25 protein-coding genes are annotated in these 22,481 nt (G+C 65.3%); 11 read left to right on the top strand and 14 right to left on the bottom strand.

The features are described from left to right. Positions 1–15: 15 nt before the first annotated feature. Genes ttcA through Q0263_RS05885 form a run of 3 tightly spaced genes read right to left on the bottom strand, consistent with a single transcriptional unit; the run spans position 16 to position 3,258 of the window. Positions 16–1,050 (bottom strand): tRNA 2-thiocytidine(32) synthetase TtcA, encoded by a 1,035-nt coding sequence (gene ttcA, locus Q0263_RS05895; RefSeq protein ID WP_298014280.1) that lies wholly within the window; start codon positions 1,048–1,050, stop codon positions 16–18. A 10-nt stretch (positions 1,051–1,060) separates the two neighbouring features. Further along, positions 1,061–1,465 carry a dihydroneopterin aldolase gene (locus tag Q0263_RS05890; RefSeq protein WP_298014278.1) on the bottom strand — a complete coding sequence of 135 codons (405 nt, stop codon included), beginning with the start codon at positions 1,463–1,465 and terminating at the stop codon, positions 1,061–1,063. Next, entirely contained in the window at positions 1,462–3,258 is a 1,797-nt protein-coding gene (locus Q0263_RS05885; protein ID WP_298014276.1) for a PDZ domain-containing protein, read from the bottom strand. The genes Q0263_RS05890 and Q0263_RS05885 overlap by 4 nt, the downstream gene beginning before the upstream one ends. A gap of 25 nt (positions 3,259–3,283) precedes the next feature. On the opposite strand from Q0263_RS05885, the gene Q0263_RS05880 reads away from it, so the two are divergent. From Q0263_RS05880 to bcsQ, 3 genes are all read left to right on the top strand, one after another. Continuing rightward, positions 3,284–4,060, top strand: a complete 777-nt coding sequence (locus tag Q0263_RS05880; protein WP_298014272.1) for an enoyl-CoA hydratase — start codon at positions 3,284–3,286, stop codon at positions 4,058–4,060. A gap of 162 nt (positions 4,061–4,222) precedes the next feature. After that, a complete protein-coding gene (locus tag Q0263_RS05875) occupies positions 4,223–4,459 on the top strand; it encodes a hypothetical protein (RefSeq protein WP_298014271.1) in 237 nt (78 codons plus the stop codon). A 9-nt stretch (positions 4,460–4,468) separates the two neighbouring features. After that, positions 4,469–5,191: a cellulose biosynthesis protein BcsQ gene (gene bcsQ, locus Q0263_RS05870; protein WP_298014269.1), complete on the top strand. Its 723-nt coding sequence runs from the start codon at positions 4,469–4,471 to the stop codon at positions 5,189–5,191. Between the two features lie 53 nt (positions 5,192–5,244). Here bcsQ and Q0263_RS05865 read toward each other — a convergent pair whose 3' ends face one another. The 11 genes from Q0263_RS05865 to Q0263_RS05815 all read right to left on the bottom strand — a co-directional run bounded on the left by Q0263_RS05865 (position 5,245) and on the right by Q0263_RS05815 (position 15,742). Then, positions 5,245–6,138, bottom strand: a complete 894-nt coding sequence (locus Q0263_RS05865) for a LuxR C-terminal-related transcriptional regulator (protein ID WP_298014266.1) — start codon at positions 6,136–6,138, stop codon at positions 5,245–5,247. A gap of 126 nt (positions 6,139–6,264) precedes the next feature. Then, on the bottom strand, positions 6,265–6,729 hold the full coding sequence (gene pgaD / locus Q0263_RS05860) for a poly-beta-1,6-N-acetyl-D-glucosamine biosynthesis protein PgaD (protein WP_298014263.1): 465 nt from the start codon (positions 6,727–6,729) through the stop codon (positions 6,265–6,267). After that, a complete protein-coding gene (gene pgaC, locus Q0263_RS05855; RefSeq protein WP_298014262.1) occupies positions 6,726–8,060 on the bottom strand; it encodes a poly-beta-1,6-N-acetyl-D-glucosamine synthase in 1,335 nt (444 codons plus the stop codon). The genes pgaD and pgaC overlap by 4 nt, the downstream gene beginning before the upstream one ends. Positions 8,061–8,072: 12 nt before the next feature. Further along, a complete protein-coding gene (gene pgaB / locus Q0263_RS05850) occupies positions 8,073–10,094 on the bottom strand; it encodes a poly-beta-1,6-N-acetyl-D-glucosamine N-deacetylase PgaB (RefSeq protein WP_298014260.1) in 2,022 nt (673 codons plus the stop codon). A gap of 13 nt (positions 10,095–10,107) precedes the next feature. Next, complete coding sequence (pgaA, locus tag Q0263_RS05845) at positions 10,108–12,339, bottom strand: poly-beta-1,6 N-acetyl-D-glucosamine export porin PgaA (protein ID WP_298014256.1); 2,232 nt, start codon at positions 12,337–12,339, stop codon at positions 10,108–10,110. 48 nt (positions 12,340–12,387) lie between these two features. After that, positions 12,388–12,705: a curli-like amyloid fiber formation chaperone CsgH gene (csgH, locus tag Q0263_RS05840; protein ID WP_298014254.1), complete on the bottom strand. Its 318-nt coding sequence runs from the start codon at positions 12,703–12,705 to the stop codon at positions 12,388–12,390. Between the two features lie 73 nt (positions 12,706–12,778). Continuing rightward, positions 12,779–13,264: a hypothetical protein gene (locus Q0263_RS05835; protein WP_298014253.1), complete on the bottom strand. Its 486-nt coding sequence runs from the start codon at positions 13,262–13,264 to the stop codon at positions 12,779–12,781. A gap of 94 nt (positions 13,265–13,358) precedes the next feature. Continuing rightward, complete coding sequence (locus Q0263_RS05830; protein ID WP_298014251.1) at positions 13,359–13,910, bottom strand: hypothetical protein; 552 nt, start codon at positions 13,908–13,910, stop codon at positions 13,359–13,361. A gap of 37 nt (positions 13,911–13,947) precedes the next feature. Continuing rightward, positions 13,948–14,898 (bottom strand): CsgG/HfaB family protein, encoded by a 951-nt coding sequence (locus Q0263_RS05825; protein WP_298014249.1) that lies wholly within the window; start codon positions 14,896–14,898, stop codon positions 13,948–13,950. A gap of 19 nt (positions 14,899–14,917) precedes the next feature. Next, positions 14,918–15,292: a curli assembly protein CsgF gene (locus Q0263_RS05820; protein ID WP_298014247.1), complete on the bottom strand. Its 375-nt coding sequence runs from the start codon at positions 15,290–15,292 to the stop codon at positions 14,918–14,920. Further along, positions 15,293–15,742, bottom strand: coding sequence for a curli production assembly/transport protein CsgE (locus Q0263_RS05815; RefSeq protein ID WP_298014245.1), 450 nt, complete (start codon positions 15,740–15,742; stop codon positions 15,293–15,295). A 372-nt stretch (positions 15,743–16,114) separates the two neighbouring features. Here Q0263_RS05815 and Q0263_RS05810 point away from each other — a divergent pair, with 372 nt between their 5' ends. The 8 genes from Q0263_RS05810 to atpD form a co-directional block, all read left to right on the top strand. Continuing rightward, entirely contained in the window at positions 16,115–16,543 is a 429-nt protein-coding gene (locus Q0263_RS05810; protein WP_298014243.1) for an ATP synthase subunit I, read from the top strand. Between the two features lie 26 nt (positions 16,544–16,569). After that, positions 16,570–17,448 carry a F0F1 ATP synthase subunit A gene (gene atpB / locus Q0263_RS05805; protein ID WP_298014241.1) on the top strand — a complete coding sequence of 293 codons (879 nt, stop codon included), beginning with the start codon at positions 16,570–16,572 and terminating at the stop codon, positions 17,446–17,448. 51 nt (positions 17,449–17,499) lie between these two features. Next, positions 17,500–17,742 (top strand): F0F1 ATP synthase subunit C, encoded by a 243-nt coding sequence (gene atpE / locus Q0263_RS05800; RefSeq protein ID WP_298014239.1) that lies wholly within the window; start codon positions 17,500–17,502, stop codon positions 17,740–17,742. Positions 17,743–17,864: 122 nt separating this feature from the next. Continuing rightward, a complete protein-coding gene (locus Q0263_RS05795; protein WP_298014237.1) occupies positions 17,865–18,335 on the top strand; it encodes a F0F1 ATP synthase subunit B in 471 nt (156 codons plus the stop codon). 12 nt (positions 18,336–18,347) lie between these two features. Beyond that, a complete protein-coding gene (locus Q0263_RS05790) occupies positions 18,348–18,887 on the top strand; it encodes a F0F1 ATP synthase subunit delta (RefSeq protein WP_298014235.1) in 540 nt (179 codons plus the stop codon). Positions 18,888–18,923: 36 nt separating this feature from the next. Beyond that, the gene (gene atpA / locus Q0263_RS05785) at positions 18,924–20,465 is read left to right on the top strand and encodes a F0F1 ATP synthase subunit alpha (protein WP_298014233.1); all 1,542 of its coding nucleotides are present in this window, start codon (positions 18,924–18,926) and stop codon (positions 20,463–20,465) included. A 55-nt stretch (positions 20,466–20,520) separates the two neighbouring features. Then, positions 20,521–21,420, top strand: a complete 900-nt coding sequence (gene atpG, locus Q0263_RS05780) for a F0F1 ATP synthase subunit gamma (protein WP_298014232.1) — start codon at positions 20,521–20,523, stop codon at positions 21,418–21,420. A 42-nt stretch (positions 21,421–21,462) separates the two neighbouring features. Then, positions 21,463–22,481 (top strand): F0F1 ATP synthase subunit beta (gene atpD, locus Q0263_RS05775; RefSeq protein ID WP_298014230.1); only part of this gene is annotated, 1,019 nt, incomplete at its 3' end.

Genomic DNA, 22,481 nt, shown 5'->3' with positions numbered 1-22,481 from the left:
TCGGGGGCGGGCGGATTAGGATGATTCCTGCGACCGCACGCGCGGCCGGGCGATGATCCGCTCGACCGGCTCCCGGCCGAGCGAGCCGTGCTCGCCGTCCGCCGCCCCCTCCTCTTCCGCGAACGCCGGCATCGGGAAGTCTTCCTCGTCGAATGCCCGGTCGCCGTCGGCGTCGGCCCGGCCCGTCGGGCGCAGGCCGCCGAAATCCATCAGGGCGGGGTCCATCAGATGGGACGGCACGACGTGCGACAGCGCGCGGAACACGTTCCAGGTGCGGTTGCCGAAGTGCCGGTCCCATTCTTCGAGCATGCGGTTGATTTCCTTGCGCTTCAGGTTTTCCTGGGAACCGCACAGGTTGCAGGGAATGATGGGAAACTCGCGCAGCCGCGCGTAGGCGATCAGGTCTTTCTCGCGCACGTAGGCCAGTGGCCGGATGACGATGTGCTCGCCGTTGTCCGACACCAGCTTCGGGGGCATGGCCTTCATGCGGCCGCCGTAGAACAGGTTCAGGAAGAAGGTCGCCAGGATGTCGTTGCGGTGGTGGCCCAGGGCGATCTTGGTGGCGCCCAGTTCGCGGGCCACGCGGTACAGGATGCCCCGGCGCAGGCGCGAACACAGGGAGCAGGTCGTCTTGCCTTCCGGGACGAGGCGCTTGACCACGGAATATGTGTCCCGGTTCTCGATGTGGAAGGGGATGCCGCGCGCGCTCAGGTAGTCGGGCAGCACGTGTTCGGGAAACCCCGGCTGCTTCTGGTCCAGATTGACGGCGATGACGTCGAAATGGATGGGCGCGCGTTCGCGCAGCGTCAGCAGAATGTCCAGCAGGCCGTAGGAATCCTTGCCGCCCGACAGGCAGACCATGACGCGGTCGCCGTCCTCGATCATCCGGTAGTCGCCGATGGCCTTGCCGGTTTCGCGCAGCAGCCGCTTGACCAGCTTGTTTTCGTTGACGCTGTGGCGGGCGGGACGCGCGGCGGCGTCCCCGAGCGCGGCGGCGTGGCCGTGTTCGGCGGCGCCGGACGCCTGGAAGTCGGGAGTGGGTGCGGACATGGTGCGATGATCAGGCGGCGGATGTGCGGCTGCGCGATTGTTCGATGCAGACGGCGGCGCAATCGTCGAACGCCTGCGGTTTGCAGATGCGGAGGCGGACGTGCAGGACCTCCGGAAAGTCCCGCAGGATGCGGGTCAGGGATCGATCCACCAGGGTTTCCAGCAGATCGGTGTGGGTCTGGACGGCTTCCTGGATCAGGGCGTCCCGCAGCAGGCGATAGTCCAGCACGCTGCCGATGTCGGCGTCGTCCACCGGGCGCGAGGCGTCGGTGTCGAATTCGGCATGGATGCGCAGGGGCTGGCGGGCGGTCCGTTCGTGGTCCAGCATGCCGATGGAGGCCGACACCCGCAGGTCGTCCAGAATCACCCGGCGGGTATCGGCGCTGGCGACGGGAGGGCGGCCGGATGGATTCATGCCGCGGCTCCGGATGGGGGCGTTTCAGGGGCGCTGCGTTCCAGCTTGTGCTTCAGGGCGGGGGGCTGGCCCAGCCGTGCGCGGTACTGGCGCAGCTCGTCGCGCCGGAATACGTGCAGCGCGACCCGGTCGCCCGCCCGGCGGCCGTCCAGCAGCGTATCCAGGCTGGCGGCGTCGGTGATGCGCAGGCCGTCCAGAGCGATCAGCAGGTCGCCGGCCGACAGGCCCGCGCGGTGGGCGGGGCCTTCTTCGTACACCGTGGCCAGGCGCAGGCCGCCGGTGTCGGGACGGGTGCGGACGTCCAGCGTGGGTCGGGTGTTTTCCGGTTCGGCCGTCAGGGCGATGCCGGCGCGGGCCAGGGCGGCTTTCAGAGGGACGTCGGCGCAGCCTTCCGCGTAGCGGACGATGAAGTCGCCCAGGTCCACGCCGGTGGCCTGCTGGATCAGCGCGGGCAGGGCGTCTTCCGGCACGCCACGGGGGCGGCCCCGGTAGAAGTCGCGTCCGTAGCGTGTCCACAGCAGACGCATGACGTCGTCCAGGCTGCGGGTGTGGCCCGAGCGGTGGCGGATCTCCAGATCCAGCCCCAGGGCGACCAGGGAGCCTTTCGTGTAGTAGCTGACCAGGGCGTTGGGGGAATTTTCATCCTGCTTGTAGTAGCGCGTCCAGGCGTCGAAGGAACTGTCGGCGACGGATTGCTTCAGCCGGCCGCCGCCGCGCATCACCTGGTCCAGGGTGCGGGCCAGCAGCTTCAGGTAGGCGGGTTCGTCGATCACGCCCGAACGCAGCAGCATCAGGTCGTCGTAGTACGAGGTGAAGCCTTCGAAGACCCACAGCAGGCGCGTGTGGTCGGGCCGGCTCAGGTCGTAGGGCGCGAAGGCGGCCGGCTTGATGCGCTTGACGTTCCAGGTGTGGAAATATTCGTGGCTGACCAGCCCCAGGAAGGTTTGGTAGCCTTCGGGCGCCGGCCGGCCGCGCATGGGCAGATCGCGCCGGCTGATCATCAGCGCCGTGGACGCCCGGTGTTCCAGGCCGCCGTAGCCGTCGCCCGTGATCGTGGTCAGGAAGGTGTAGTGGTCGGCGCTGTCCAGGAACGGCGCCCGCCGCGCCGCGGGTTCGAACAGTTCGATCTGCGCGGCGCAGATCTTGCGCACGTCGGCGGCGATGCGTTCCAGGTCCAGTTGCGGGGCCACGCCCGTGAAGACCAGGCGGTGGACGGCGCCGTGGGCTTCGAAGCTGATGGATTGCGGGGTGCCGATTTCCACCGGGTGGTCGATCAGGGCGTCGTAGTCGTCGGCGCGGTAGCTGCCGAAACCGTGCGGCTCGGCGCAGTCCGGCTGGCCGGCGGCAGGCGGCAGGCTGGTGTGGACCTGCCAGCCCCTGGCATGACCGGGGGGGCATAGTTCCAGCAGGCAGGGGCTGGATTCCTGCCCCGCCACGGCCGGAAACAGGCTGCAGCCGTTGAAAAAGGCATGGCTTTCGTCGAAGTGCGCGCCGCGCACCGACAGGTCCCAGGCATAGACCGTATAGTCGATCGTCAGCGCCCCGCGCGCCGGCGCGCAGCGCCACGTGTGGCTGTCGGTTTTGCGGGCGGCCACCGCGCCGTCCGCATCCCGCGCCTGCAGAGTTTCGATCTGTCGGGCAAAATCACGGATCAGGTAGCTGCCGGGAATCCAGGCGGGCAGGCGCAGCGTCTGGCCCTTGGGGTCGGGCTGCGGTATGGTCAGTCGGATGGCGTAGCGGTGGCCGGCCGGGTCGGCCAGCTGCACGCGGTAGCGGATCGGTTCGTCTTTCATTCCCTTAGTTTACTTTGGAGGCAACATGAGCGAAGCACTGGTAAAGGTTGAGGTTCGCGGGCGGGTCGGGTTGCTGACCCTGAATCGCCCCCAGGTCCTGAACGCACTCAGCAACGAGGTCATCGACGAACTCTCGGCCGCGGTGCGGGCTTTCGAGGCCGACGACAACATCGGCGCCATGGTGCTGACAGGCAGTGAAAAGGCCTTCGCGGCCGGGGCCGACATCGGCGCCATGGCGGGCTGGTCCTACATGGACGTCTACAAGGCCGATTACCTGGGCGGCAACTGGGATGCGCTGCGCCGCGCCCGCAAGCCCATCATCGCGGCGGTGTCGGGCTACGCGCTGGGCGGGGGCTGCGAACTGGCCATGCTGTGCGATTTCATCATCGCCGCTGAAAACGCCAAGTTCGGCCAGCCGGAAATCAAGCTGGGCGTGATTCCGGGCTATGGCGGCACGCAGCGCCTGCCGCGCGCCGTGGGCAAGGCCAAAGCCATGGACCTGGTGCTGACCGGCCGCATGATGGACGTGGCCGAGGCCGAGCGCGCGGGCCTGGTCGCGCGCGTCGTGCCGGTGGACAAGCTGCTGGACGAAGCCATCGAGGCCGCCACGGTGATCGCGTCCATGCCGCTGCCGGCCGTGATGATGGCCAAGGAATGCGTCAACCGGTCCTTCGAGGCGAGCCTCGACGAGTCCCTGCTCTTCGAGCGCCGCAATTTCCATGCCCTGTTCGCCACCGAGGACCAGAAGGAAGGCATGAAGGCCTTCGTGGAAAAGCGCAAGCCGGCGTTCAAGCACCGCTAGCGCCGCGCGGGCGCCGCGCCCGAGACGCGTCGCCCCCGAGCCGTTCGGACTAGGCCGAACGGCTGATCGGCAATCCGCCCCTCGCGCATCCTGTCCGAAAGCCTTTATCGTGTCCGGATACGGGACCTTGTGAAGGCCTTGAGGCTGCGGCGGGGGGATGACATGTCTGGAAAGCACCAGCCGCGCCGTGGCGAAGCGCAGGAAACGGCGTCCTCCGGGCGTGGGAGCCCGGGCGGCTCGATGGCCTTTCCCGTTCGACGAGACGTATTCGCCGTGCGCCGTAGCGCGCCTGCCGCGCAGGCGCGCCGGGATGCGCTGGCCCGTTGGCCGCTGCTGGCGGAAATCGATCAGGCCCTGTCCCGGCAGGCATCCGGTTTCACGGAATCCGACACGGATTGAGGCCGTCTCATGAACCTGATGACCCTGGCTGGCGTGCGCGGAGGCGGCGGCACGACGACGATGACGGTCATGCTGGGCGATGCCCTGGCTGCCCTGGGCCAGCGCGTGCTGCTCGTGGACCTGAACGCTTCCGACCTGCTCAGATTGCATTTTGGCGTGCCTTATGACGACGGGCGTGGCTGGGCGGCCTCCCTGTTCCCGGATGACTGGCGTCAGCAGGCGTGCCAGGTCAGCGAACACCTGATCCTCGTGCCCTTCGGGCGCAAGTCGGTGGGGGCGTCGGGCGTGTCGCATCTGCTGCGCGGCGATGATTTCTGGCTGCAGGCGCTGCCGGGCATGGGCCGGATGTTCGATTGGGCGCTCTTCGATTGCCCGCCTTATCCGAACCGCTTGGCTCCCGTCCTGAGATTTCGCAGCACCTTGGATGTCCTGGTCGCGAATCCGGATGTCGCCGCCCACGTCTTGCTGGCGCAGATCGGCCTGGAGTCCACCAGCTACCTGCTGATCAATGATTTCGAGCCTTCCCGGCAGCTGGAGCGCGACATCGTGCTGGACTGGCGTTGCCGCTATGGGCCGCGCGTGCTGCCGCAGGCGGTCTATCGGGATGAGAGCCTGCATGAAGCGCTGGCCTGTAAAAAGCCGGTGACGAGATACCTGCCCCACGCCACGGCCAGCCGCGCGGCCCGGGCCCTGGCTTCCTGGCTGCTGGCTGCGTATCCCGGCGCGGGCTGAACGCTCGGCCTGGGCGCTTGTCGGGTGGCCGGCCGCCGGCGCGGCGCGGGCCGTCAGGCGGCGGGCGGCAGCGATTCCTGAAGAGGCGGTCCTTGCAATCCGAGTGTGGCGCCTTTCGAAATGGCGGCGTAGACGGCCGCGTTGCTGCTGTTCACCGAAAGCCGCTGGTACAGGGCCTCGGTGTGGGTTTTGGCGGTGGCCACTGAAATGTTCAATTCGCGGCTGATCTTTTTCAGCGGGTATCCCTTGGCCAGCAGGACCAGCACTTCGTATTGGCGCGGCGTCAGACGCAGCATGCGGGCTTCCCGGCTACCGGGCCGAGGAGGTGGCGCCTGGCTTTCGATGGGAGGCTCGGAGGCGGGCGCCCTGTCGGTCGAAGGGCGTGTCCCCGCGGACGCAGGCATCGTTTTCGGCGCGCCCAGGAAACTGTCGGGCGGCCGTTCCTCGGCCCGCGGCGCGGGGACGGCGCCATGCCGGTCGTACCAGCGTCGCTTGGGCTGCGGCGTTTTGTCGTGCAGGACCGCGTCGCCGTCCAGACGGGCCGGATGGACGATGTCCGGAGGAGGAAAGCATTTTCCGCCGGCGAGCACCAGCATGATGGACGTCTTCAGGACGTCCTGTGACGAATACTTGGAAATGTAGCCCGCCAGCGACGAGGGCAAGTTGAGCAGGGAATAGGGCAGGGTATGGGTATCGGACAGCAGCAGGATGCGTCGCGGCGCGTAGCCCTGCTGGGCTGCCGAGATGAGTTCCACCATGCGTTCATAGGACCCGGGAACGGACAGCAGCATCAGGTCGGTGGCGCCGGTCTGTTCCGTGGCGTCGCGAAACAGCTGGGCGTAATCGATGCCTGTGGCCACCAGCGTGCAGTCGAGGCTCTGCAGCAGGTTCAGGATGCCCAAGCATAGCAGCGGATTGGGCTCTACTACGGTGACAGTCGTCGCCATCGTAATGTCCCTCTGTCAAATAATGTGAAGCGGGCGCTTTGTCGCGGTTTATTTTTATGCGAGGCTGGCGGTCCCGGCTTTACCAAGAGTAATTGTTGTTTGCATCGGTCATGCGTTTCCCTGGAATCATCGCGACAGGAGAAATACGTTGTTACCAGCCGTCTGGCGCGTGTTGGCATAGTCGAGCAGGCTGATCCGGCCCTCGTTCGTATGGTGGATCCGTACGGACTGGCTGGCATGCAGCGTGTTCAGCTGCGTCTGGCTGATGTCGAAGCTGGCGGCCAGCGATTCGCTCGCCACATCCCGCAGGGGTCTGCGGCGATCCAGGCCGCCGTACCTGCGTGCGTTGTAGTCGGCCCAGGCAAACAGCAGCAGGCCGATGCAGGCGATCACGATGGCATAGGCCAGCAGCGTGTGCGCTTCAGGCAGCAGCCGCGACGCGAGCGGGACCGCGAGAGCCTGCGTCCGATCGTCGACGATGGATTGAATGCCGGATGCGCACAGATAGAGGAATCCAAGCCAGGCCAGGGCGGTCAGCAGGAAATCGATCAGGGCGATGGTCCGGGACCGGGGGGTTTCGATGATCATCATGACATGGGCTCCTTGATGCCGCGGTCGGGGCTTTCCCAGCGGGCCCGTCCGCGATGGTGTTTGAGCATGACCCTGGGAAAACTCCATAGGGTGGTGAGCAGGTTGATCATCCAGTACGCCAGGGGATACCAGATCACCCAGTACAGCGATCGGCCCAGCCTGGGCTCGTAGCGATGGTCGATGAAGACGCTCAGGCAAAATTGCAGCAGGCACGCCAGGGCCAGGGTCATGCCGGTGAACGCGGGCGGGATCAGGGTTTCGACGTGGATGTGATCGGGCAGCGCCATGAAGAGTCCAGCAGCCCACAGGCAGACCGAGAGCGTCAGGGCGAAGGCCCAGATCGACGATACGCAGTACTCCAGCACCATGGGCCACAGGCGGCGGTAGCGCCACGACCAGATGTTGGGGACGTTCTTCAGGAAGACTTCGGCGCCGCCCTGCGCCCAGCGCAGCCTTTGCTTCCAGAGGCCGCGCAGGGTCTCGGGCATCAGGATCCAGCACAGAGCCCGCGGCTCGAAGAAGATCGACCAGTGATCGCGCTGCAGCTTCCAGCTGATGTCGATGTCTTCCGTCACCATGTCCAGGCTCCAGTAGCCGACCCTGTCCAGGGCCGTGCGCCGGAATGCGGCCACCACGCCGGAGACGGTGAACACCTGGCCATAGACGCGCTGGGTGCGTTTGATCAGGCCGACGATCGACGAAAACTCGCCGACCTGGACCCGGCCGATCAAGGTCGAGCGGGTGCGGATGCGGGGATTGCCGGTGACGGCGCCGACGCGGGGGTGGTCGAGCAGGGGCGCCACCAGGTAAGCCACCGCGTTGCGGTCCAGGATGGCGTCGCCGTCGATGCACACCAGGTAGTCGCTGCGGGCCGCCAGCGCGCCCATGCGCAAGGCCATGGCCTTGCCCTGGTTCTGCGCGAGATGGATGACCCGCAGCCTGTCGTGCACGGCGGCCAGGCGGTTCAGCATCGTGCCGGTGCCGTCGGACGACCCGTCATCGATGGCGATGACCTCCACTTTCAGATAACGCTGGTCCAGCGCGGCCAGGATCGCGTCGGCGCCATGTTCGATCTCGTTGTGGCAAGGGATCAGGATCGAGACGAGCGGGTCGCCTCGCAGCGCCGGCGGCGGCGCATCGGGCCCCCAGGCCCAGCGCCGTTCCCAGTGCAGCCAGTAATACAGGCCGCCGAACATCCACAGCCCGGACATGAACAGCGGGTAGAAGAACACGAAATCCAGGAGCAGGTCGGCCGTCCACAGCAGGGCCGCGCCAAATGGGGCCCCCAGGACCAGGCACAGGAGCAGGAAGGCGAGTAATCGGTCGGTCATCGCAGCGCTTCCTCATTGGTAGGGATACCAGGCCTTGGAGATCGCCGGCCGGATGATCCGCAGGGCGGGCCGGTTCTGTATGAAGTCGTCCGGGTAGTAGCCGAAGTTTTCGATGCCCAGGCGCTGCAGATGCCGCATCCAGCCGGCCAGCTCGCGGCCGTCCACCATCGGGCCGCCAGGCAGGTTCCAGTCGCGGGCCTGCAGTTCGAACACGGTGCGCGACAGCGCTCCCGGGCGGCTCCCCACCGCCGACGCCAGGCGATCGAGCCAGGCATCGGATCCGGATGCCGGGACCCGTTCCATCAGCGGCATGGCCATGAGCACGGTCCAGTCGTAGGTTTGCAGGAAGTCGTCCAGGTTCTGCGCATACCAGGACTCGCTGGCCGGGTCCAGGACGGGGCCGGCATAGAGATTGCGCGCCGTCCGGACCTGAGGGCCGCGGATCGCCCGCACCCGGCTGGCCAGCTGGCTGGTGAAGTCGATCAATGCCCGGCTCTTGAAGCGGGTCCAGCGCCGCAGGGTGGCGGGATCGGCCCGCAGGGCCTGGATCGATCCGGGCAGGCCGGCGCGCCGGTAGGCGGCCAGCGCGGGCGGACTGGCGTCCTCGTAGTCGCCCAGGAGCGCGTCGTCGTGGAACAGAATGCCGTCTATCGGCGCGTTGGCCGCCATGTCCTCGTACAGATCCGCGATGGCGGCCCGCGCCTGCGGATCGAATGGAGACAGCCGCTGATAATGGCCGGGGGCGGAGTACGGGGCCGCGCTGCCGTCGCCCGGGTTCCAGCGGCTGACGCGCGCGATGGCGGGCGACAGGTCGAAGCTCAGAACCGGCATCCAGGCGTAGACCTTGACGTGGGCGCGCGTCTGCAACTGCCAGACCGCCCGGTTCAACAGGTCCGCGCGCATGGGCAGCCGGCGATTCGGGAAATAGACCGCGCGCGCCAGACCGTCGCCCCGGGGGTCGGCGAACGCCTGCAGGAAGACGGTGTTGATCTGCAGGTCCGCGATCCGTTGCACCAGGGCGCCCAGGTTCCTGTCCATCTGCGCGGGGTCGGGATCGTAGACGTAATCCAGATCCACCTGAGCCACCCTGACGTTGGCGCGAGGCTCCACGCCCAGCACGGATCGCGCAAATTCCGCCATGTCGGGCGAATCCGTCACCAGCATCCGCGGCAGGGACATCGGATGGTCCGTCGTTCCCAGGCCGTCGTCGAGCGTCAGGGCCATCTGGTAGCCGTGCCGGCGGATGATGTCGAGCGCCTCGCCGCTGGCGGCGCCATACGGCCAGACCCAGACCCTGGGGGCCTTGCCGGTCACCCGCCGCAGCGTCCGGGTGATGGCTTCGACGTCGGCGCCTATCCTTTGGCGATAGGCGGCATCCGATTCGTAGGAGCGGGTTCGCGCGTCATATCGACGGGTCGAGGCCGCCGGCTGTTCGCTGCCCTGTGGATCGGCCGGAATGCCATGGTGCAGGTTGTCGGTGTGCGAGGCGATCTCGATCAGGCCGGACCTGGCGACCTGCCGGACCTCGTCCCAGGTGGCGAACCGTTCGCGCGGGACCTTCCGCGTTCCGAACAGGACCGGCTGGTTCTTCGGCGTTCCCACCCACTTCCCGACCGGGGCCCAGACGGCGGGCCATCCCATGGATTTCAGGATCGGGAAGACCCGCGTGTAAAAGCTCTGGAAACCGTCGTCGAAGCTGAGCAGCACGGCCTTGGGCGGCAGAGGGGCGCCGCCGTTGCGGGCTGCCAGGATCTGGTCCACGGAAACGGCCTGGTAGCCGTTGTCGCGCAGCCACTGCATCTGGGTGACGAACAGGTCGGTGCGCACCGCCACGAACGTCTGGTCGGGGTCGCTGTCTTCGATGTCGTGGTAAGCCAGCGTGAGCAGGCCGTTGTGGGGCCATGGGCGATCGACGGCGGAGACGGGCCGCTGCGAGGGCGGCGTGAAGCTCGGGATGCCGCTGGCGCAGCCCGACAGCAGCGCCAGGCAGCAGAGCCACAGCGGCAGGCGCAGTCGGATGAAGGAGGATGACATGGCCGGGCTCTCCTCAGAATCGGTACGTCATGTTGACGAGGAGGTTGTAGTCGCGTTCCCGCTGGCCGTCGTAGAGCCGCGAGGTGCCCGTGATCATGAAGCCGACCTCCAGGACGTCGTTGTAACGGTAGCGCTGGCCGTAGCCGGCCGTGAAGATGCCTCCCGTGCCATGGCGCTGCTGCGTATAGCTGCCCGCGCCGAGCAGGAACTGTTGCGTCCATTGCGTCTCGTAGCGCTGATACAGCGTGTGCGTGAGCTGCAGTGCGGGCAGGATCGTCAGATCCGATTTCGGATTGAAGTAGTCGACCGTGTCGTCCCCGGTGTTGTGCGAGGCGGACAGATCCAGCAGCGCATCGACCTTGATCGTCGGAGCCGTGTACAGGCGCTGGCGGCCGTTCAGATCCACTTCCAGCCTGTTGTTGCCGTCCGAAAAGAACGATGGCGTCACCGACAGCGTCCATTCGCGGCGTTCGTCGCCGCGCCAGCGCAGCGACGCCTGCACGTTGTTGGCGGTGACGTCGTGCGTGAGGGCTCGCAGCGGCGTGTCTCGCGACAGCAGGGCCGCGCCGGCGCCGATCTGCCAATGGTCGTCCAGATCCACGAGGACCGAAGCGGCCGCGCCAGTCCTGGTTCCATAGCCATAGCGGTTGCCGGATACTTCCGCCTGTGCCGTGACGTCGCGGCCGCGCCATTCGACGCCTGCGCGTGTCCAGCTGTAATGGCCGATGCCCTCTTCGAATACCCCTTCGGAATAGCCGGCGCCGGCGAACACACGCCAGTTTTCATCGATGGGCGGCGAGTACAGCACTGTGTCGATGTTCCAGTCGCGGCTGCCCAGAACAGGGCTGCTGGTGGATGTGCCGCGTCCGGCGGTCACCCGCCACTCGGCCATGTTGTGCACATCCCATTCCCGCGCCAGTCGCTGCACGGATCCATCGTCCGGCGCCCGGGACTTCAGGTCGTCCAGCAGCAGCTTTGCCTGATGCCATTCCTGCAGGGAGAGGGCAGTCTCCGCCTGGTTCAGCTCGACTTCGGCGGACCTGGGGGCTTGGCTTTCCGCGATCTTCAGGTCTCTTTCCGCGTGGCGGGGAAGATCCCGGGCGCGGTAGACGGCGGATCGGGCCGCGCGAATGCTGGTGTTGTCGGGCGCGGCATCGACCATTTCATCCAGGGCGGCCTGCGCCTGCACGGTCCGGCTCGCGTCGAGAAGCCCGAGCGCCTGGGTTTGCGCCGCATCCAGCTTTGGAGGATTGGGGCGGCGCCGGGGATCTCCCTTGTGATAGATCCACACGGGCAAGGCGTTCGCCACGCTGTCGAATTCGGCGTCGGCCGCGTCGTATTGTCCGGATTCGGTCAATGCGTAGAACAGGCCGGTGGCGTCCGCCAATCGGCTGGGGCCCTCGTGCTTTCCGGCCGCCAGGGACGCGCGAAACAGCGTGGCGGCCTTCTCGGGCTGGCGCGTCGCCAGGTAGGCGGAGCCCACGTCCCCCAGGACGTAATCGGGCACCGGGATGCCGTCCGCGCGCATCGCTTCATAGCGGGTGATGATGTCCCGCATGCGGTTGCGGGCATGGAGCGCCAGCAGGCTGTCCGCCAGGAGGCGTGCGACGTCGGCCTGCGCCGGCGGCCCCAGGGCTTGCCATTGCGGGATCAGGCGGTCGTACATGGCAAGGGCCTGGTCCGCCAGGACGAAGCGGCTGGCTTCTCCCCGGGATTCGGTGGTTGCTGCGCGGGTCAACTGGGCGGCGACGTCAGCCTGCAGCGAGCGGATCCGGGAGGACTCCAGGATGCCGGGGTGGTCCTGCGCCGTGCGCAGGGCGGCCTGCGGCAGCTGGGCGCGCTGTTGCGCCAGGACGTAGGCGCGCACTACATACGCCTTGTTCGGCGCCAGGTCGTGGGCCTGCGACGCCTGTTCCAGCGCGGCGTAGGGCTGGCGGGCCTGCTGGTACGCATATTCCAGCACCAGGTGGCTGTCGGCGTCGCCGGGCTTGCGGGACACCAGTTCGCTGCCTCGCTGGATCGCCTCGTCCGTGCGTCCGGCATCGGCCAATGTCATGATATGGCCGTAGGTGAAGGCGTTTTGCTGCGGGAACCGCTGCTCGCCCTCGCGAAAGAGCCTGATGGCGTCGTTCCATTGCTGGGCGTCCCGATGAGCGCGCGCGGACTGTAGCAGCGTGTCGTAATCTTGTATCGACGCACACAAGCCTATGCCGGGTAGTGCCAATATCGCACAAAATGTAAACACGGCGGGCGACAGGCGGGGATACAAGGCGGGCCTCGGAATCGACAGGAGTTACTGGGCTCGCGGGCACGCGAACCGATAGGTGCCCGCAGCGTTGCCGTTGGCAAACAAAACCAGTTCGATCTTGCACTGGTCTCGTTCCCCGACGGAAAGAGAAAATCGTGTCAGCGCGGTCGGCGTATTCGCTTTCAGCCGCACGTCGCCGCTTTGATTGATGACGGATGTGCCGCTGGCGCCGTGCTTGGTGGCGACCAGCTGATAGCGGACGGCGCCGTTCTCGCGGCTTTGCACGTAGGGAATGATCACGCTCGGCTGTGTGCCGGGTACGGTATCCAGCCATGCTTGCAGGTTCGTGTCCGCAACCATCATGCTTGCCTCTCGATGCGCCATTGCCGGGTGTTGCCGCAGAGCCGCCGCGTGGCGGCCCCGCGGGCTTGTCTGCTTACCAGCCCGTTTGGGTAATGGTGCTGAGGTTCTGGACGCCGACCTGGACGGCCGTCGCGCTCAGGTTCGAGCCCATCTGGGTGACGTTGGCAGTATTGTTGTAGCCGTTCTGATAGACGTCGGAAGACTGGTTGGCCCCCCACGTCTGTTTCGTGTTGGCCACATTCAGGGCGCCCACCTGCACGATCTTCGAGTCGGAGTTCAGGGTGTGAGACTGCTGGGCATTGGCGAAGTTCTGGTATCCGTTCTGATAGATATCGATGTTCGCGGTCCCGAACCAGTTGTTGTCCTGATTCGCCTTGGCGACGTTCTGGGCGCCTTCCTGGACGATCTTGGCCGTGGCGTTGCCGTTGTAGGCCTGGGTGATGGCGGCGTCGTTGTTGAAGCCGTTCTGGTATGTGCTCCCCGTGCTGCCCGCGAAGGCTGCAGCGCCGGAGAACGCCAGGACAAGGCCGGATGCCAGTGCGCAAAGTTGAGTTTTCATGGTGATGCTCCTCTAGAGTCGACAAGACCTGTGTGAGAAATACGCCACCCAGCGGCCTTGATACCGGGTTTTGTGGGGAAAGAAACGAAAAGCGTTATCGGTAGACGTTCAGCTTCAGACCGGCGCCAATCTGGATGATGGGCGGCAGCGGGCCGGGCACGGTCTGCGTGACCGACAGTTGGTTGAAGTTGCCGAACTGGTTCAGGCTTGCGGAGGCATTGCTGGCGTATTGCTCCAGCTTCGCGTGGTTGCCGTTGCCGCGCTGAGTGATGTCGCCGGAGTCGCCGCTGCCGCTTTGCAGAATCTGAGCGTCATTGCCCGCGCCGTACTGGGCCAGGATCGCGGTGTTATCGACGCCGGTTTGCGAGACCGTCGCGTGATTGTTCGCGCCTTCCTGCGAGATCGAGGCGACGGTATTGGCGCCCTTTTGCGCGATGCTGCCGGTATTCAGGCTGCCTTTCTGAAAGGTGCTCGCCTGCAAGGACGATGCATTCAGTTCCGTGGGCGGCAGCTCCGACAGCGACGACATGTCCGGAGTGCCGCACTGGCCTGTCAATGGGGCCGCGGCAAGCAGCGCCAGCATGCACAGGGCGGGGCCGGTGCGGGCGGCGCGGCCCGAGCGGGTGCGGAGGGTGAGTGTGTTCATGATGGAAACTCCAAATCAGACGGGGGCTGCATGGCGCCTACCGGGATGCGTGGCCGTTGTCGGCCACGGCCTCGTCTTCCTGCTTGATGGACTGGCGCGGAGTGACGGTCACGGTGGTGTCTTTCTTCTCGGCATTCAGATAGCGCTGGAGCAGGGGGGAGTTCCAGTCGGACGGGTTTTTCAGGCGCCACCGGTTGTCCCGGATGCCTTCGACGGTCAGGTGCATGACCGCGGCGTCGATGGCTTCCTTGACCGCAAGCTGGGTCGGTTCGTTGTTCGTGTAGCCCCCTTCGATCTCCAGCAGGTCGTAATAGTTGACGAAGCGGAAGTAGCTCGGGTGGATCTCGTACGACCAGATGGTCTTGGTGGTCGAGACGCTGTTCAGCACCTCGCCGCTCATGACGTCCACGGCGCGCAGATTGATCGTGACCTGGTCTACGCTGTACTGCGTCGTCAGGCCGATGCCCAGGAACTTCGCCCCCAGTCCCCCCGTGCGGGTGCTGGAGTCGAAGCCCACGATGCCCCCTTCCAGGATGATCGATGCAGGCAGCAGGTTGGGGACGGTGACGGCCTGGCCGCCGTTTTGCGGGTGGTCGTCGATCGCGCGCAGGACCCGGCGTTCGGTCAGCAGGGACTGCAGGCCCTCGCGTTCGACAGGAATGAACCACCCCGAGTCCTTCAGGGCCTTCATCAGCATCGAGGCCGCGCCCTGCGTGACGGCGGTGGAAAACGCGCTGCTGGGGTTGGGCTTGTACTGCCCGGTCTCGTCACGGAAGCCGTAGACCGCTGCCACGATCTTCTTCTGCGGCGGCGGCAGTTTCATCAGATTGATGGTCGACGGCGTCGCGGGCGTCAGCTGGGCTTCGTTCGAGACGTTCATGGGCTTCTGCAGCGCGCAGGCCGACAGCGTGAGCGTCGCCAGCGCGCCGATGCACAGGCGGCGCGCCTGGAACAGCGCGGGGAAGACCGACATCCCAAGGGTATCCATGGCACACCTCTATTCCGGATTATTTGATCGGCGCGTCGGCCGTGCTGGTCGTGCTGGACCCATCCAGATTGATGGGGTGTGCGTTTCCGTTGAGATCCACCCAGTACAGCTTGCTGCCCCGCTGGATCAGGAAGCCGTTGTTGGTCTGCAGGATCTGGCCGATGTTGTCGATCCCCAGGTCGTCCATGGGGTAGGGGTAGCGCTTCTGGGCCTGTGCGCTTTGCAGCAGGGTCGGGCCGTTGAGCGGGTTGCCGCCGAACGACGGGTTCACGGGGGTGTAGAGCAACTGGCCGGCCTGCGCCGATGCGGACAGGAGCGGGATCGCCGCCAGGGACGCCAGTGCGGCTCCGAGGCGCGGCGCGCTCGCGCGGGTGCTGGGAACATGTGAATCCATTTACATCTCCTCGGGGCCCAGATCGGCGTCCTGGACGAACTGGCGCTGGGCGTTGATGATGTCGATGTTGTTGTGCACCACTTCCACGGCATTCCGGCTCTCGTCGCGCGCCCGGGATCGGGCGGGCGACAGGAACGTGTGGAAGACGGTCTGGTCCAGGTAGTTGACCCAGATCTCGCTGCCGTACTGGGCGGTGGGCCGTTCGACCACGGTGAGGGTGTCCTGCGATTCCGGGTACAGGGCCTGCCAGATCTCCGAAAAACTCTTGTAGAAATCCCAGCCCATGACGGTCATGGTCCGGTTGATCATCAGGCCGCGCAGCGGCTCGTGGTCGATCCTGCCCTGGTCCATCTGCCCGGCGGGTACCGGCTCCTGCGCGGCCGCCGGCATGCCGGCCAGAGCCAGAACGCAACAGAGACTGAAACCGCATCGAAAGCCGACGAACCGCACGGGATGCTCCTCCGACCAGGCGTTGCTTTTGTTGCCAGCCGCAACGAATCGCCTTGGAAAGCATGGTACGGGGCGGCCCCGCGGCCACCCATAGGGCAGATAAAGTAGGCTGTTCGCCCGATCGGGAGGCGCGCATCCCCCAAAGGACGTAGCCCTTCGGGCGGCCCCGCCTGTATCAGGACATGGTTGGCGAATCTGGGTTAAAATGGTGCGCCTTTTGGGGCGGGGCTCTGAATCCCGTGTCAAAAAAAGCTATAATTCAACGGTTTGACTTTATTGCCCGGCGATCAATCGCCGGGCCGTGAACGGGTTTTTATGGGTGATCGGGCCGCATCGGATCCGCGCAAAGGGTTGGATGACGGGTCGAAGGCCATGTCGACGGACCCGGCCGAACCGCTGGCGCTCAGTGATGCGGAACGCGCGCTGATTGCCAGACGTTCACGAGTCGGCCTGTTTCGGGCGCTGGCGGCGCAGGCATTCACGGGGATGCTGGTGGTGCTGGGGGCCTGGGGGATTGCTGGGAAGGACGCTGGGGCTTCCGCCTTGATCGGGGCGGCAGCCTATTTTGTACCCAACGCACTGTTCGCCATGCGGCTGCTGCTGGGGTATTTCGGGCCGAAACGCCCGGGGTCGCTCGCCTTTTTCTGGGGCGAACTCCTCAAGCTGCTGGTGGTAGCTGGGGTGGTGGTCCTGGTGGCGTGGCGGTGGGGCGGCTGGCTGAACTGGCTGGCGTTCCTGCTGGGGCTGATGGGCGTCATGAAGGGGTATGTGGTGTTGCTGGCCTTGCGCCGCCTGCCATGATTTGATTACGTTTGAAGGGCTTACCGATGACCGACGCAGTAACGACGCCTCAGTCCGAATATATTCAGCACCACCTGGTGCACCTGAATAATCTCGGGCACAAGCAGGACATCATCGCCAATTTCGGCGTCGTGAACTACGACTCCCTGTTCTGGTCCATCCTGATGGGGGCCATCGTCATCTACTTCCTGTGGCGCGCCGCCCGGCGGGCCACGACCGACGTCCCCGGCCGCTTCCAGATGTCCGTGGAAATGCTGGTGGGCATGGTCTACGAAGAAGCCAAGAACATCGTCCCCAATGAAAAATCCCGTCTGTACGCCGCGCCGCTGGCCCTGACCGTGTTCCTGTGGATCACCCTCATGAACTCGCTGGACCTGATCCCCGTCGACCTGATGGGCTGGATCTTCCGCGCCGTCGGACTGGGCGCCGATCACTCCGACCCCCTGTACTACCATCGCATCCTGCCCACCGCCGACCTGAACATCCCCATGGGCATGTCGCTGGGCGTGCTGCTGCTCACCCTGTACTACGGCGTCAAGATCAAGCACGTGGGCGGCTTCGTCAAAGAACTCTTCACCGCGCCTTTCCATGCGCACGGCGTGGGCGCCCTGGTGCTGGCCCCGTTCAATCTGCTGCTCAATCTCATCGAATATGTCGCCAAGACCGTCTCTCTGGGCATGCGGCTGTTCGGCAATATGTATGCGGGCGAACTGCTGTTCATGCTGATCGCCTTGCTGGGGGGGGCCTGGGTGGGGGCGGATGCGACCAGCATCAGCCTGGCATTCGGGCACGTGCTGGCCGGCTCGGCGTGGGCGATCTTCCATATCCTGATCGTGCTGCTGCAGGCATACATCTTCATGATGCTGACCCTGGTGTATATCGGGCTGGCGCACGAAGGCCACTGATTTCTGATTTTGTTTTCTGACTAAACAACGTTTACTTACCAAGGAGTTGTTATGACCAACGTTGCATTCGTTGCTCTCGCTTGCGGTCTGATCATCGGTCTGGGCGCCATCGGCGCTTGCATCGGCATCGGCCTGATGGGTGGCAAATACCTCGAAGCCTCCGCGCGCCAGCCCGAATTGATGAACACCCTGCAAACCAAGATGTTCCTGCTGGTTGGTCTGATCGACGCCGCCTTCCTGATCGGCGTGGGTCTGGCCATGCTGTTTGCGTTCGCCAACCCGTTCGTCGGCTGATCGCGCAGGCCTGCCTAGGCAGGCCAGGGGCTGATCCGGCCGCTTGTTCGGGGGCGGGCAGCCAGGTTTGGTGCCTTGTGGGTTCGCCACAAGGCACGAGTGGGTAAATTAGGGAAACGACCGTGAATTTAAACGCGACTCTCTTTTTCCAGATGATCGTGTTTTTCGTTCTGGGTTGGTTTACGATGAAATTCATCTGGCCACCCCTGACGAAGGCAATCGATGATCGTCGCCAGAAAATCGCCGACGGTCTGGCTGCTGCCGAAAAGGGCAAGGCGGACCTCGCCCAGGCGCAGGCTCGTGTCAGCCTGATGGAAGCGGCTTCGAAGACGGACAACCATGCGCGTCTGGCGGAAGCCGAGAAACAGGCTGCCCTGTTGATCGACGAAGCCCGCCGCGAAGCCGAGGCCGAAAAGGCCCGGATCGTCGCTCAGGCCCGTCAGGACGCCGCCCAGGAAGCGCAGCGCGCACGCGAAACCTTGCGTGCCGAAGTCGCCGAACTGGCCGTCAAGGGCGCGGAACAGATTCTGCGCCGCGAAGTCGACGCCAAGGCGCACGCTGATCTTCTGGATCAGCTCAAGGCGCAACTCTGATCAGGGTGAGTCATGGCTGAACTATCTACCATCGCGCGGCCCTACGCCGAAGCCCTTTTCGAAGCGGTGCGCAACGATGCGCGCGGCCTCGAATCGTGGTCCGGCGTGCTGTCGCTGCTGGCCCAGGTCTCCGGCATGCCCGACGTGCTGGAAGCCATGGGCGATCCGCGTCTGAACAACGCGCAACGCATCCAGTTGCTCACCTCTCTGGTGCCCCAGGAACTGCCCGAACAGGCGGCCAATCTGGTGGCCCTGGCGGTGGAAAACGGCCGGGTTCAGGTTCTGCCCCAGGTGGCGGAACAATTCGAACTCTTGCGCAATCAGGTCGAAGGCACCGCCCTGGCGCGGATCACCAGCGCCTTTCCGCTGGATGAGGCCCAGATCGCGGGGCTGCTGCAGGGTCTGGAACGCAAGTTCGGCCTCAAACTCAAGTCGCAGGTGACGGTTGATCCGGAACTGATCGGCGGGGTGCGTGTCGCCGTGGGCGACCATGTGCTCGACACTTCCGTGCAGGCCCGTCTGGCCAATCTGCGCGATACGCTGGCCGCATGATGGCGGGCCACACAACAGGATTCCAGGAGTCTTACCATGCAACTTAACCCGTCCGAGATCAGCGAACTGCTGAAGAGCCGCATCGAAGGCCTGGGCGCGTCCACCGACGTCCGCACGCAGGGCACGGTGGTGTCCGTGACCGACGGTATCACCCGCATCCACGGCCTGTCCGACGTGATGCAGGGCGAAATGCTCGAATTCCCCAACAACCGCTTCGGCCTGGCGCTGAACCTCGAGCGCGACTCCGTCGGCGCCGTGGTGCTGGGCGACTACATCGGCGTGTCCGAAGGCGACTCCGTCAAGACCACCGGCAAGATCCTTGCCGTGCCGGTCGGCCCGGAACTGAAGGGCCGCGTCGTCGACGCCCTGGGCAATCCCATTGACGGCAAGGGCCCGATCAATGCGAAGCAGACCGACGTGATCGAAAAGGTCGCGCCCGGCGTGATCGCGCGTCAGTCCGTATCGCAGCCGATGCAGACCGGCCAGAAGGCCATCGACTCCATGGTGCCGATCGGCCGCGGTCAGCGCGAGCTGATCATCGGCGACCGCCAGACCGGCAAGACCGCCGTGGCCGTGGACACCATCATCAACCAGAAGGGCAAGGGCGTCACCTGCGTGTACGTCGCCATCGGCCAGAAGGCTTCCACGATCAACAACGTGGTGCGCAAGCTGGAAGAACACGGCGCGATGGAATACACCATCGTCGTGGCCGCCGCCGCTTCCGAATCCGCCGCCATGCAGTACCTGGCCGCCTACTCGGGCTGCACCATGGGCGAATACTTCCGCGATCGCGGCGAAGACGCCCTGATCGTCTATGACGACCTGACCAAGCAGGCCTGGGCCTATCGCCAGGTTTCGCTGCTGCTGCGCCGTCCTCCCGGGCGTGAAGCCTACCCCGGCGACGTGTTCTACCTGCACTCCCGCCTGCTGGAACGCGCCGCACGCGTGAACGCTCACTACGTCGAGCAGTTCACCAAGGGCGAAGTCAAGGGCAAGACCGGCTCCCTGACCGCGCTGCCGATCATCGAAACGCAGGCCGGCGACGTGTCCGCCTTCGTGCCGACGAACGTCATTTCGATCACCGACGGCCAGATCTTCCTGGAAACCGACCTGTTCAACGCCGGCATCCGCCCCGCCATCAACGCCGGTATCTCGGTGTCGCGCGTCGGCGGTTCCGCCCAGACCAAGGTCGTGAAGAAGCTGTCGGGCGGCATCCGTACCGACCTGGCTCAGTATCGTGAACTGGCCGCCTTCGCGCAATTCGCCTCCGACCTGGACGACGCCACCCGTCGCCAGCTGGAACGCGGCAAGCGCGTGGTCGAACTGCTGAAGCAGCCCCAGTACCAGCCGCAACAGGTCTGGGAACTGGCCGTCGCCCTGTATTCCGTCAACAACGGTCACCTGGACGACCTGGAAGTCGCTCAGGTGCTGTCGTTCGAAAAGGCCCTGAAGGACTTCCTGAAGTCCAAGCACGAAGCCCTGATCCAGCGCATCGAAGACGTGAAAGAACTGTCCAAGGAAGACGACGCCGCTCTGGGCGCCGCGATTCAAGAGTTCAAGAAGCACGGCACGTTTTAAGTTGCATCCGGGGCGCCCATGACAAGCGCCCCGGTCAGCCCAAGGGAATAGTGGAATGGCCGGAATCAAGGAAATTCGAACCAAGATCAAGAGCGTGCAAAACACGCGCAAGATCACCAAGGCGATGGAAATGGTCGCCGCATCGAAAATGCGCAAGGCGCAGGATCGCATGCGGGCCGGCCGTCCCTACGCCACCAAGGTCCGTGCGATTGCCGCGCACCTGATGCAGGCGAACCCGGATTACACCCACCCGTACATGGTGGAACGTCCGAAGCTGTCGGCCGTCGGCATCGTGCTGGTCACGACCGACAAGGGCCTGTGCGGCGGTCTGAATACCAACATCTCGCGCTTGGCATTGGCGCGGATCAAGGAATTCGAACAGCAAGGCATTCGCGTCCAGGCGACGGCGCTGGGCTCCAAGGGCCTGGGCCTGCTCAATCGCGTGGGCGTCAACGTGGTGTCCTCGGAAGTCCAGCTGGGCGATGCGCCCAACCTGGAACGCCTGATCGGCGCCATCAAGGCGCAGATCGACGACTTCGTCGACGGCAAGGTCGATGCCGTGTATCTGGCGACCAGCCGCTTCGTCAACACGATGAAGCAGGACCCCAGCTTCATCCGCCTGCTGCCGCTGCCTTCGGGGCTCGACGACCCCTTCCAGTCGGGCAGCCAGGAAGACGACGCGCTGGAAACGCAGTACGGCTGGGATTATCTGTACGAACCGGATTCCCAGACGGTCATCGACGATCTGCTGTTGCGGTACGTGGAAGGCCTGGTGTATCAGGCCGTGGCCGAGAACATGGCCAGCGAGCAATCCGCGCGGATGGTGGCCATGAAGGCGGCCTCCGACAACGCCAAGAAAGTCATCGGCGACCTCCAGCTGGTCTACAACAAGACCCGTCAGGCGGCCATCACCAAGGAAATTTCGGAAATCGTGGGCGGCGCAGCGGCGGTCTGATCGACGCACGCCAGGTCAACCCCAGAATCTATAGGACTAAACATGAGCAACGGTACCATCGTTCAGTGCATCGGCGCAGTGGTGGACATTCAGTTCCCCCGCGACAGCATCCCCAACATCTACGACGCGCTCACCTTGACCGACGAGTCCTCCGCCTTCGCGGAAAAAGGTCTGACGTTCGAGGTCCAGCAGCAGCTGGGCGACGGCGTAGTGCGCACCATTGCCATGGGTTCGTCCGACGGCCTGCGCCGCGGCATGGCCGTGGCCGGCACGGGCGCTCCGATCTCGGTGCCGGTCGGCCAGGGCACCCTGGGCCGCATCATGGACGTGCTGGGCCGTCCCATCGACGAGCGCGGCGACATCCAGTCGACCGAAAAGCGCGCCATTCACCAGCACGCCCCGAAGTTCGACGAACTGTCGCCCTCGGTGGAACTGCTGGAAACCGGCATCAAGGTGATCGACCTGGTCTGCCCGTTCGCCAAGGGCGGCAAGGTCGGCCTGTTCGGCGGCGCCGGCGTGGGCAAGACCGTGAACATGCTGGAACTGATCAACAACATCGCCAAGGCCCACAGCGGTCTGTCGGTGTTCGCCGGCGTGGGTGAACGCACCCGCGAGGGCAACGACTTCTATCACGAAATGTCGGATGCCGGCGTCATCAAGCTGGACAACCTGGCCGAATCCAAGGTCGCCATGGTGTTCGGTCAGATGAACGAACCCCCGGGGAACCGTCTGCGCGTGGCTCTGTCCGGCCTGACGATGGCGGAATCCTTCCGCGACGAAGGCCGCGACGTGCTGTTCTTCGTGGACAACATCTACCGCTACACGCTGGCCGGCACCGAAGTGTCCGCGCTGCTCGGCCGCATGCCGTCGGCGGTGGGCTACCAGCCGACGCTGGCCGAGGAAATGGGCAAACTGCAGGAGCGCATCACCTCGACGAAGGTGGGCTCCATCACTTCGATCCAGGCCGTGTACGTGCCGGCCGACGACCTGACCGACCCGTCGCCTGCGACGACGTTTGCCCACTTGGATTCGACCGTCGTGCTCTCGCGCGACATCGCCGC

The organism is uncultured Castellaniella sp., from assembly GCF_937988725.1.
GTDB lineage: Bacteria > Pseudomonadota > Gammaproteobacteria > Burkholderiales > Burkholderiaceae_B > Castellaniella.
This window is presented reverse-complemented; position numbering and strand designations above follow the sequence as displayed.

Excerpts from the sequence above, each read along its gene's own strand:
- atpG (WP_298014232.1), top strand. The coding sequence starts at position 20,521 with ATGGCCGGAATCAAGGAAATTCGAACCAAGATCAAGAGCGTGCAAAAC.
- Q0263_RS05885 (WP_298014276.1), bottom strand. The coding sequence starts at position 3,258 with ATGAAAGACGAACCGATCCGCTACCGCGTGCAGCTGGCCGACCCGGCC.
- Q0263_RS05790 (WP_298014235.1), top strand. The coding sequence starts at position 18,348 with ATGGCTGAACTATCTACCATCGCGCGGCCCTACGCCGAAGCCCTTTTC.
- bcsQ (WP_298014269.1), top strand. The coding sequence starts at position 4,469 with ATGAACCTGATGACCCTGGCTGGCGTGCGCGGAGGCGGCGGCACGACG.
- Q0263_RS05865 (WP_298014266.1), bottom strand. The coding sequence starts at position 6,138 with ATGGCGACGACTGTCACCGTAGTAGAGCCCAATCCGCTGCTATGCTTG.
- csgH (WP_298014254.1), bottom strand. The coding sequence starts at position 12,705 with ATGATGGTTGCGGACACGAACCTGCAAGCATGGCTGGATACCGTACCC.
- atpA (WP_298014233.1), top strand. The coding sequence starts at position 18,924 with ATGCAACTTAACCCGTCCGAGATCAGCGAACTGCTGAAGAGCCGCATC.
- Q0263_RS05835 (WP_298014253.1), bottom strand. The coding sequence starts at position 13,264 with ATGAAAACTCAACTTTGCGCACTGGCATCCGGCCTTGTCCTGGCGTTC.
- Q0263_RS05825 (WP_298014249.1), bottom strand. The coding sequence starts at position 14,898 with ATGGATACCCTTGGGATGTCGGTCTTCCCCGCGCTGTTCCAGGCGCGC.
- atpB (WP_298014241.1), top strand. The coding sequence starts at position 16,570 with ATGACCGACGCAGTAACGACGCCTCAGTCCGAATATATTCAGCACCAC.
- pgaD (WP_298014263.1), bottom strand. The coding sequence starts at position 6,729 with ATGATGATCATCGAAACCCCCCGGTCCCGGACCATCGCCCTGATCGAT.
- Q0263_RS05880 (WP_298014272.1), top strand. The coding sequence starts at position 3,284 with ATGAGCGAAGCACTGGTAAAGGTTGAGGTTCGCGGGCGGGTCGGGTTG.
- Q0263_RS05830 (WP_298014251.1), bottom strand. The coding sequence starts at position 13,910 with ATGAACACACTCACCCTCCGCACCCGCTCGGGCCGCGCCGCCCGCACC.
- pgaC (WP_298014262.1), bottom strand. The coding sequence starts at position 8,060 with ATGACCGACCGATTACTCGCCTTCCTGCTCCTGTGCCTGGTCCTGGGG.
- Q0263_RS05875 (WP_298014271.1), top strand. The coding sequence starts at position 4,223 with ATGTCTGGAAAGCACCAGCCGCGCCGTGGCGAAGCGCAGGAAACGGCG.
- ttcA (WP_298014280.1), bottom strand. The coding sequence starts at position 1,050 with ATGTCCGCACCCACTCCCGACTTCCAGGCGTCCGGCGCCGCCGAACAC.
- atpE (WP_298014239.1), top strand. The coding sequence starts at position 17,500 with ATGACCAACGTTGCATTCGTTGCTCTCGCTTGCGGTCTGATCATCGGT.
- Q0263_RS05890 (WP_298014278.1), bottom strand. The coding sequence starts at position 1,465 with ATGAATCCATCCGGCCGCCCTCCCGTCGCCAGCGCCGATACCCGCCGG.
- Q0263_RS05810 (WP_298014243.1), top strand. The coding sequence starts at position 16,115 with ATGTCGACGGACCCGGCCGAACCGCTGGCGCTCAGTGATGCGGAACGC.
- Q0263_RS05820 (WP_298014247.1), bottom strand. The coding sequence starts at position 15,292 with ATGGATTCACATGTTCCCAGCACCCGCGCGAGCGCGCCGCGCCTCGGA.
- pgaB (WP_298014260.1), bottom strand. The coding sequence starts at position 10,094 with ATGTCATCCTCCTTCATCCGACTGCGCCTGCCGCTGTGGCTCTGCTGC.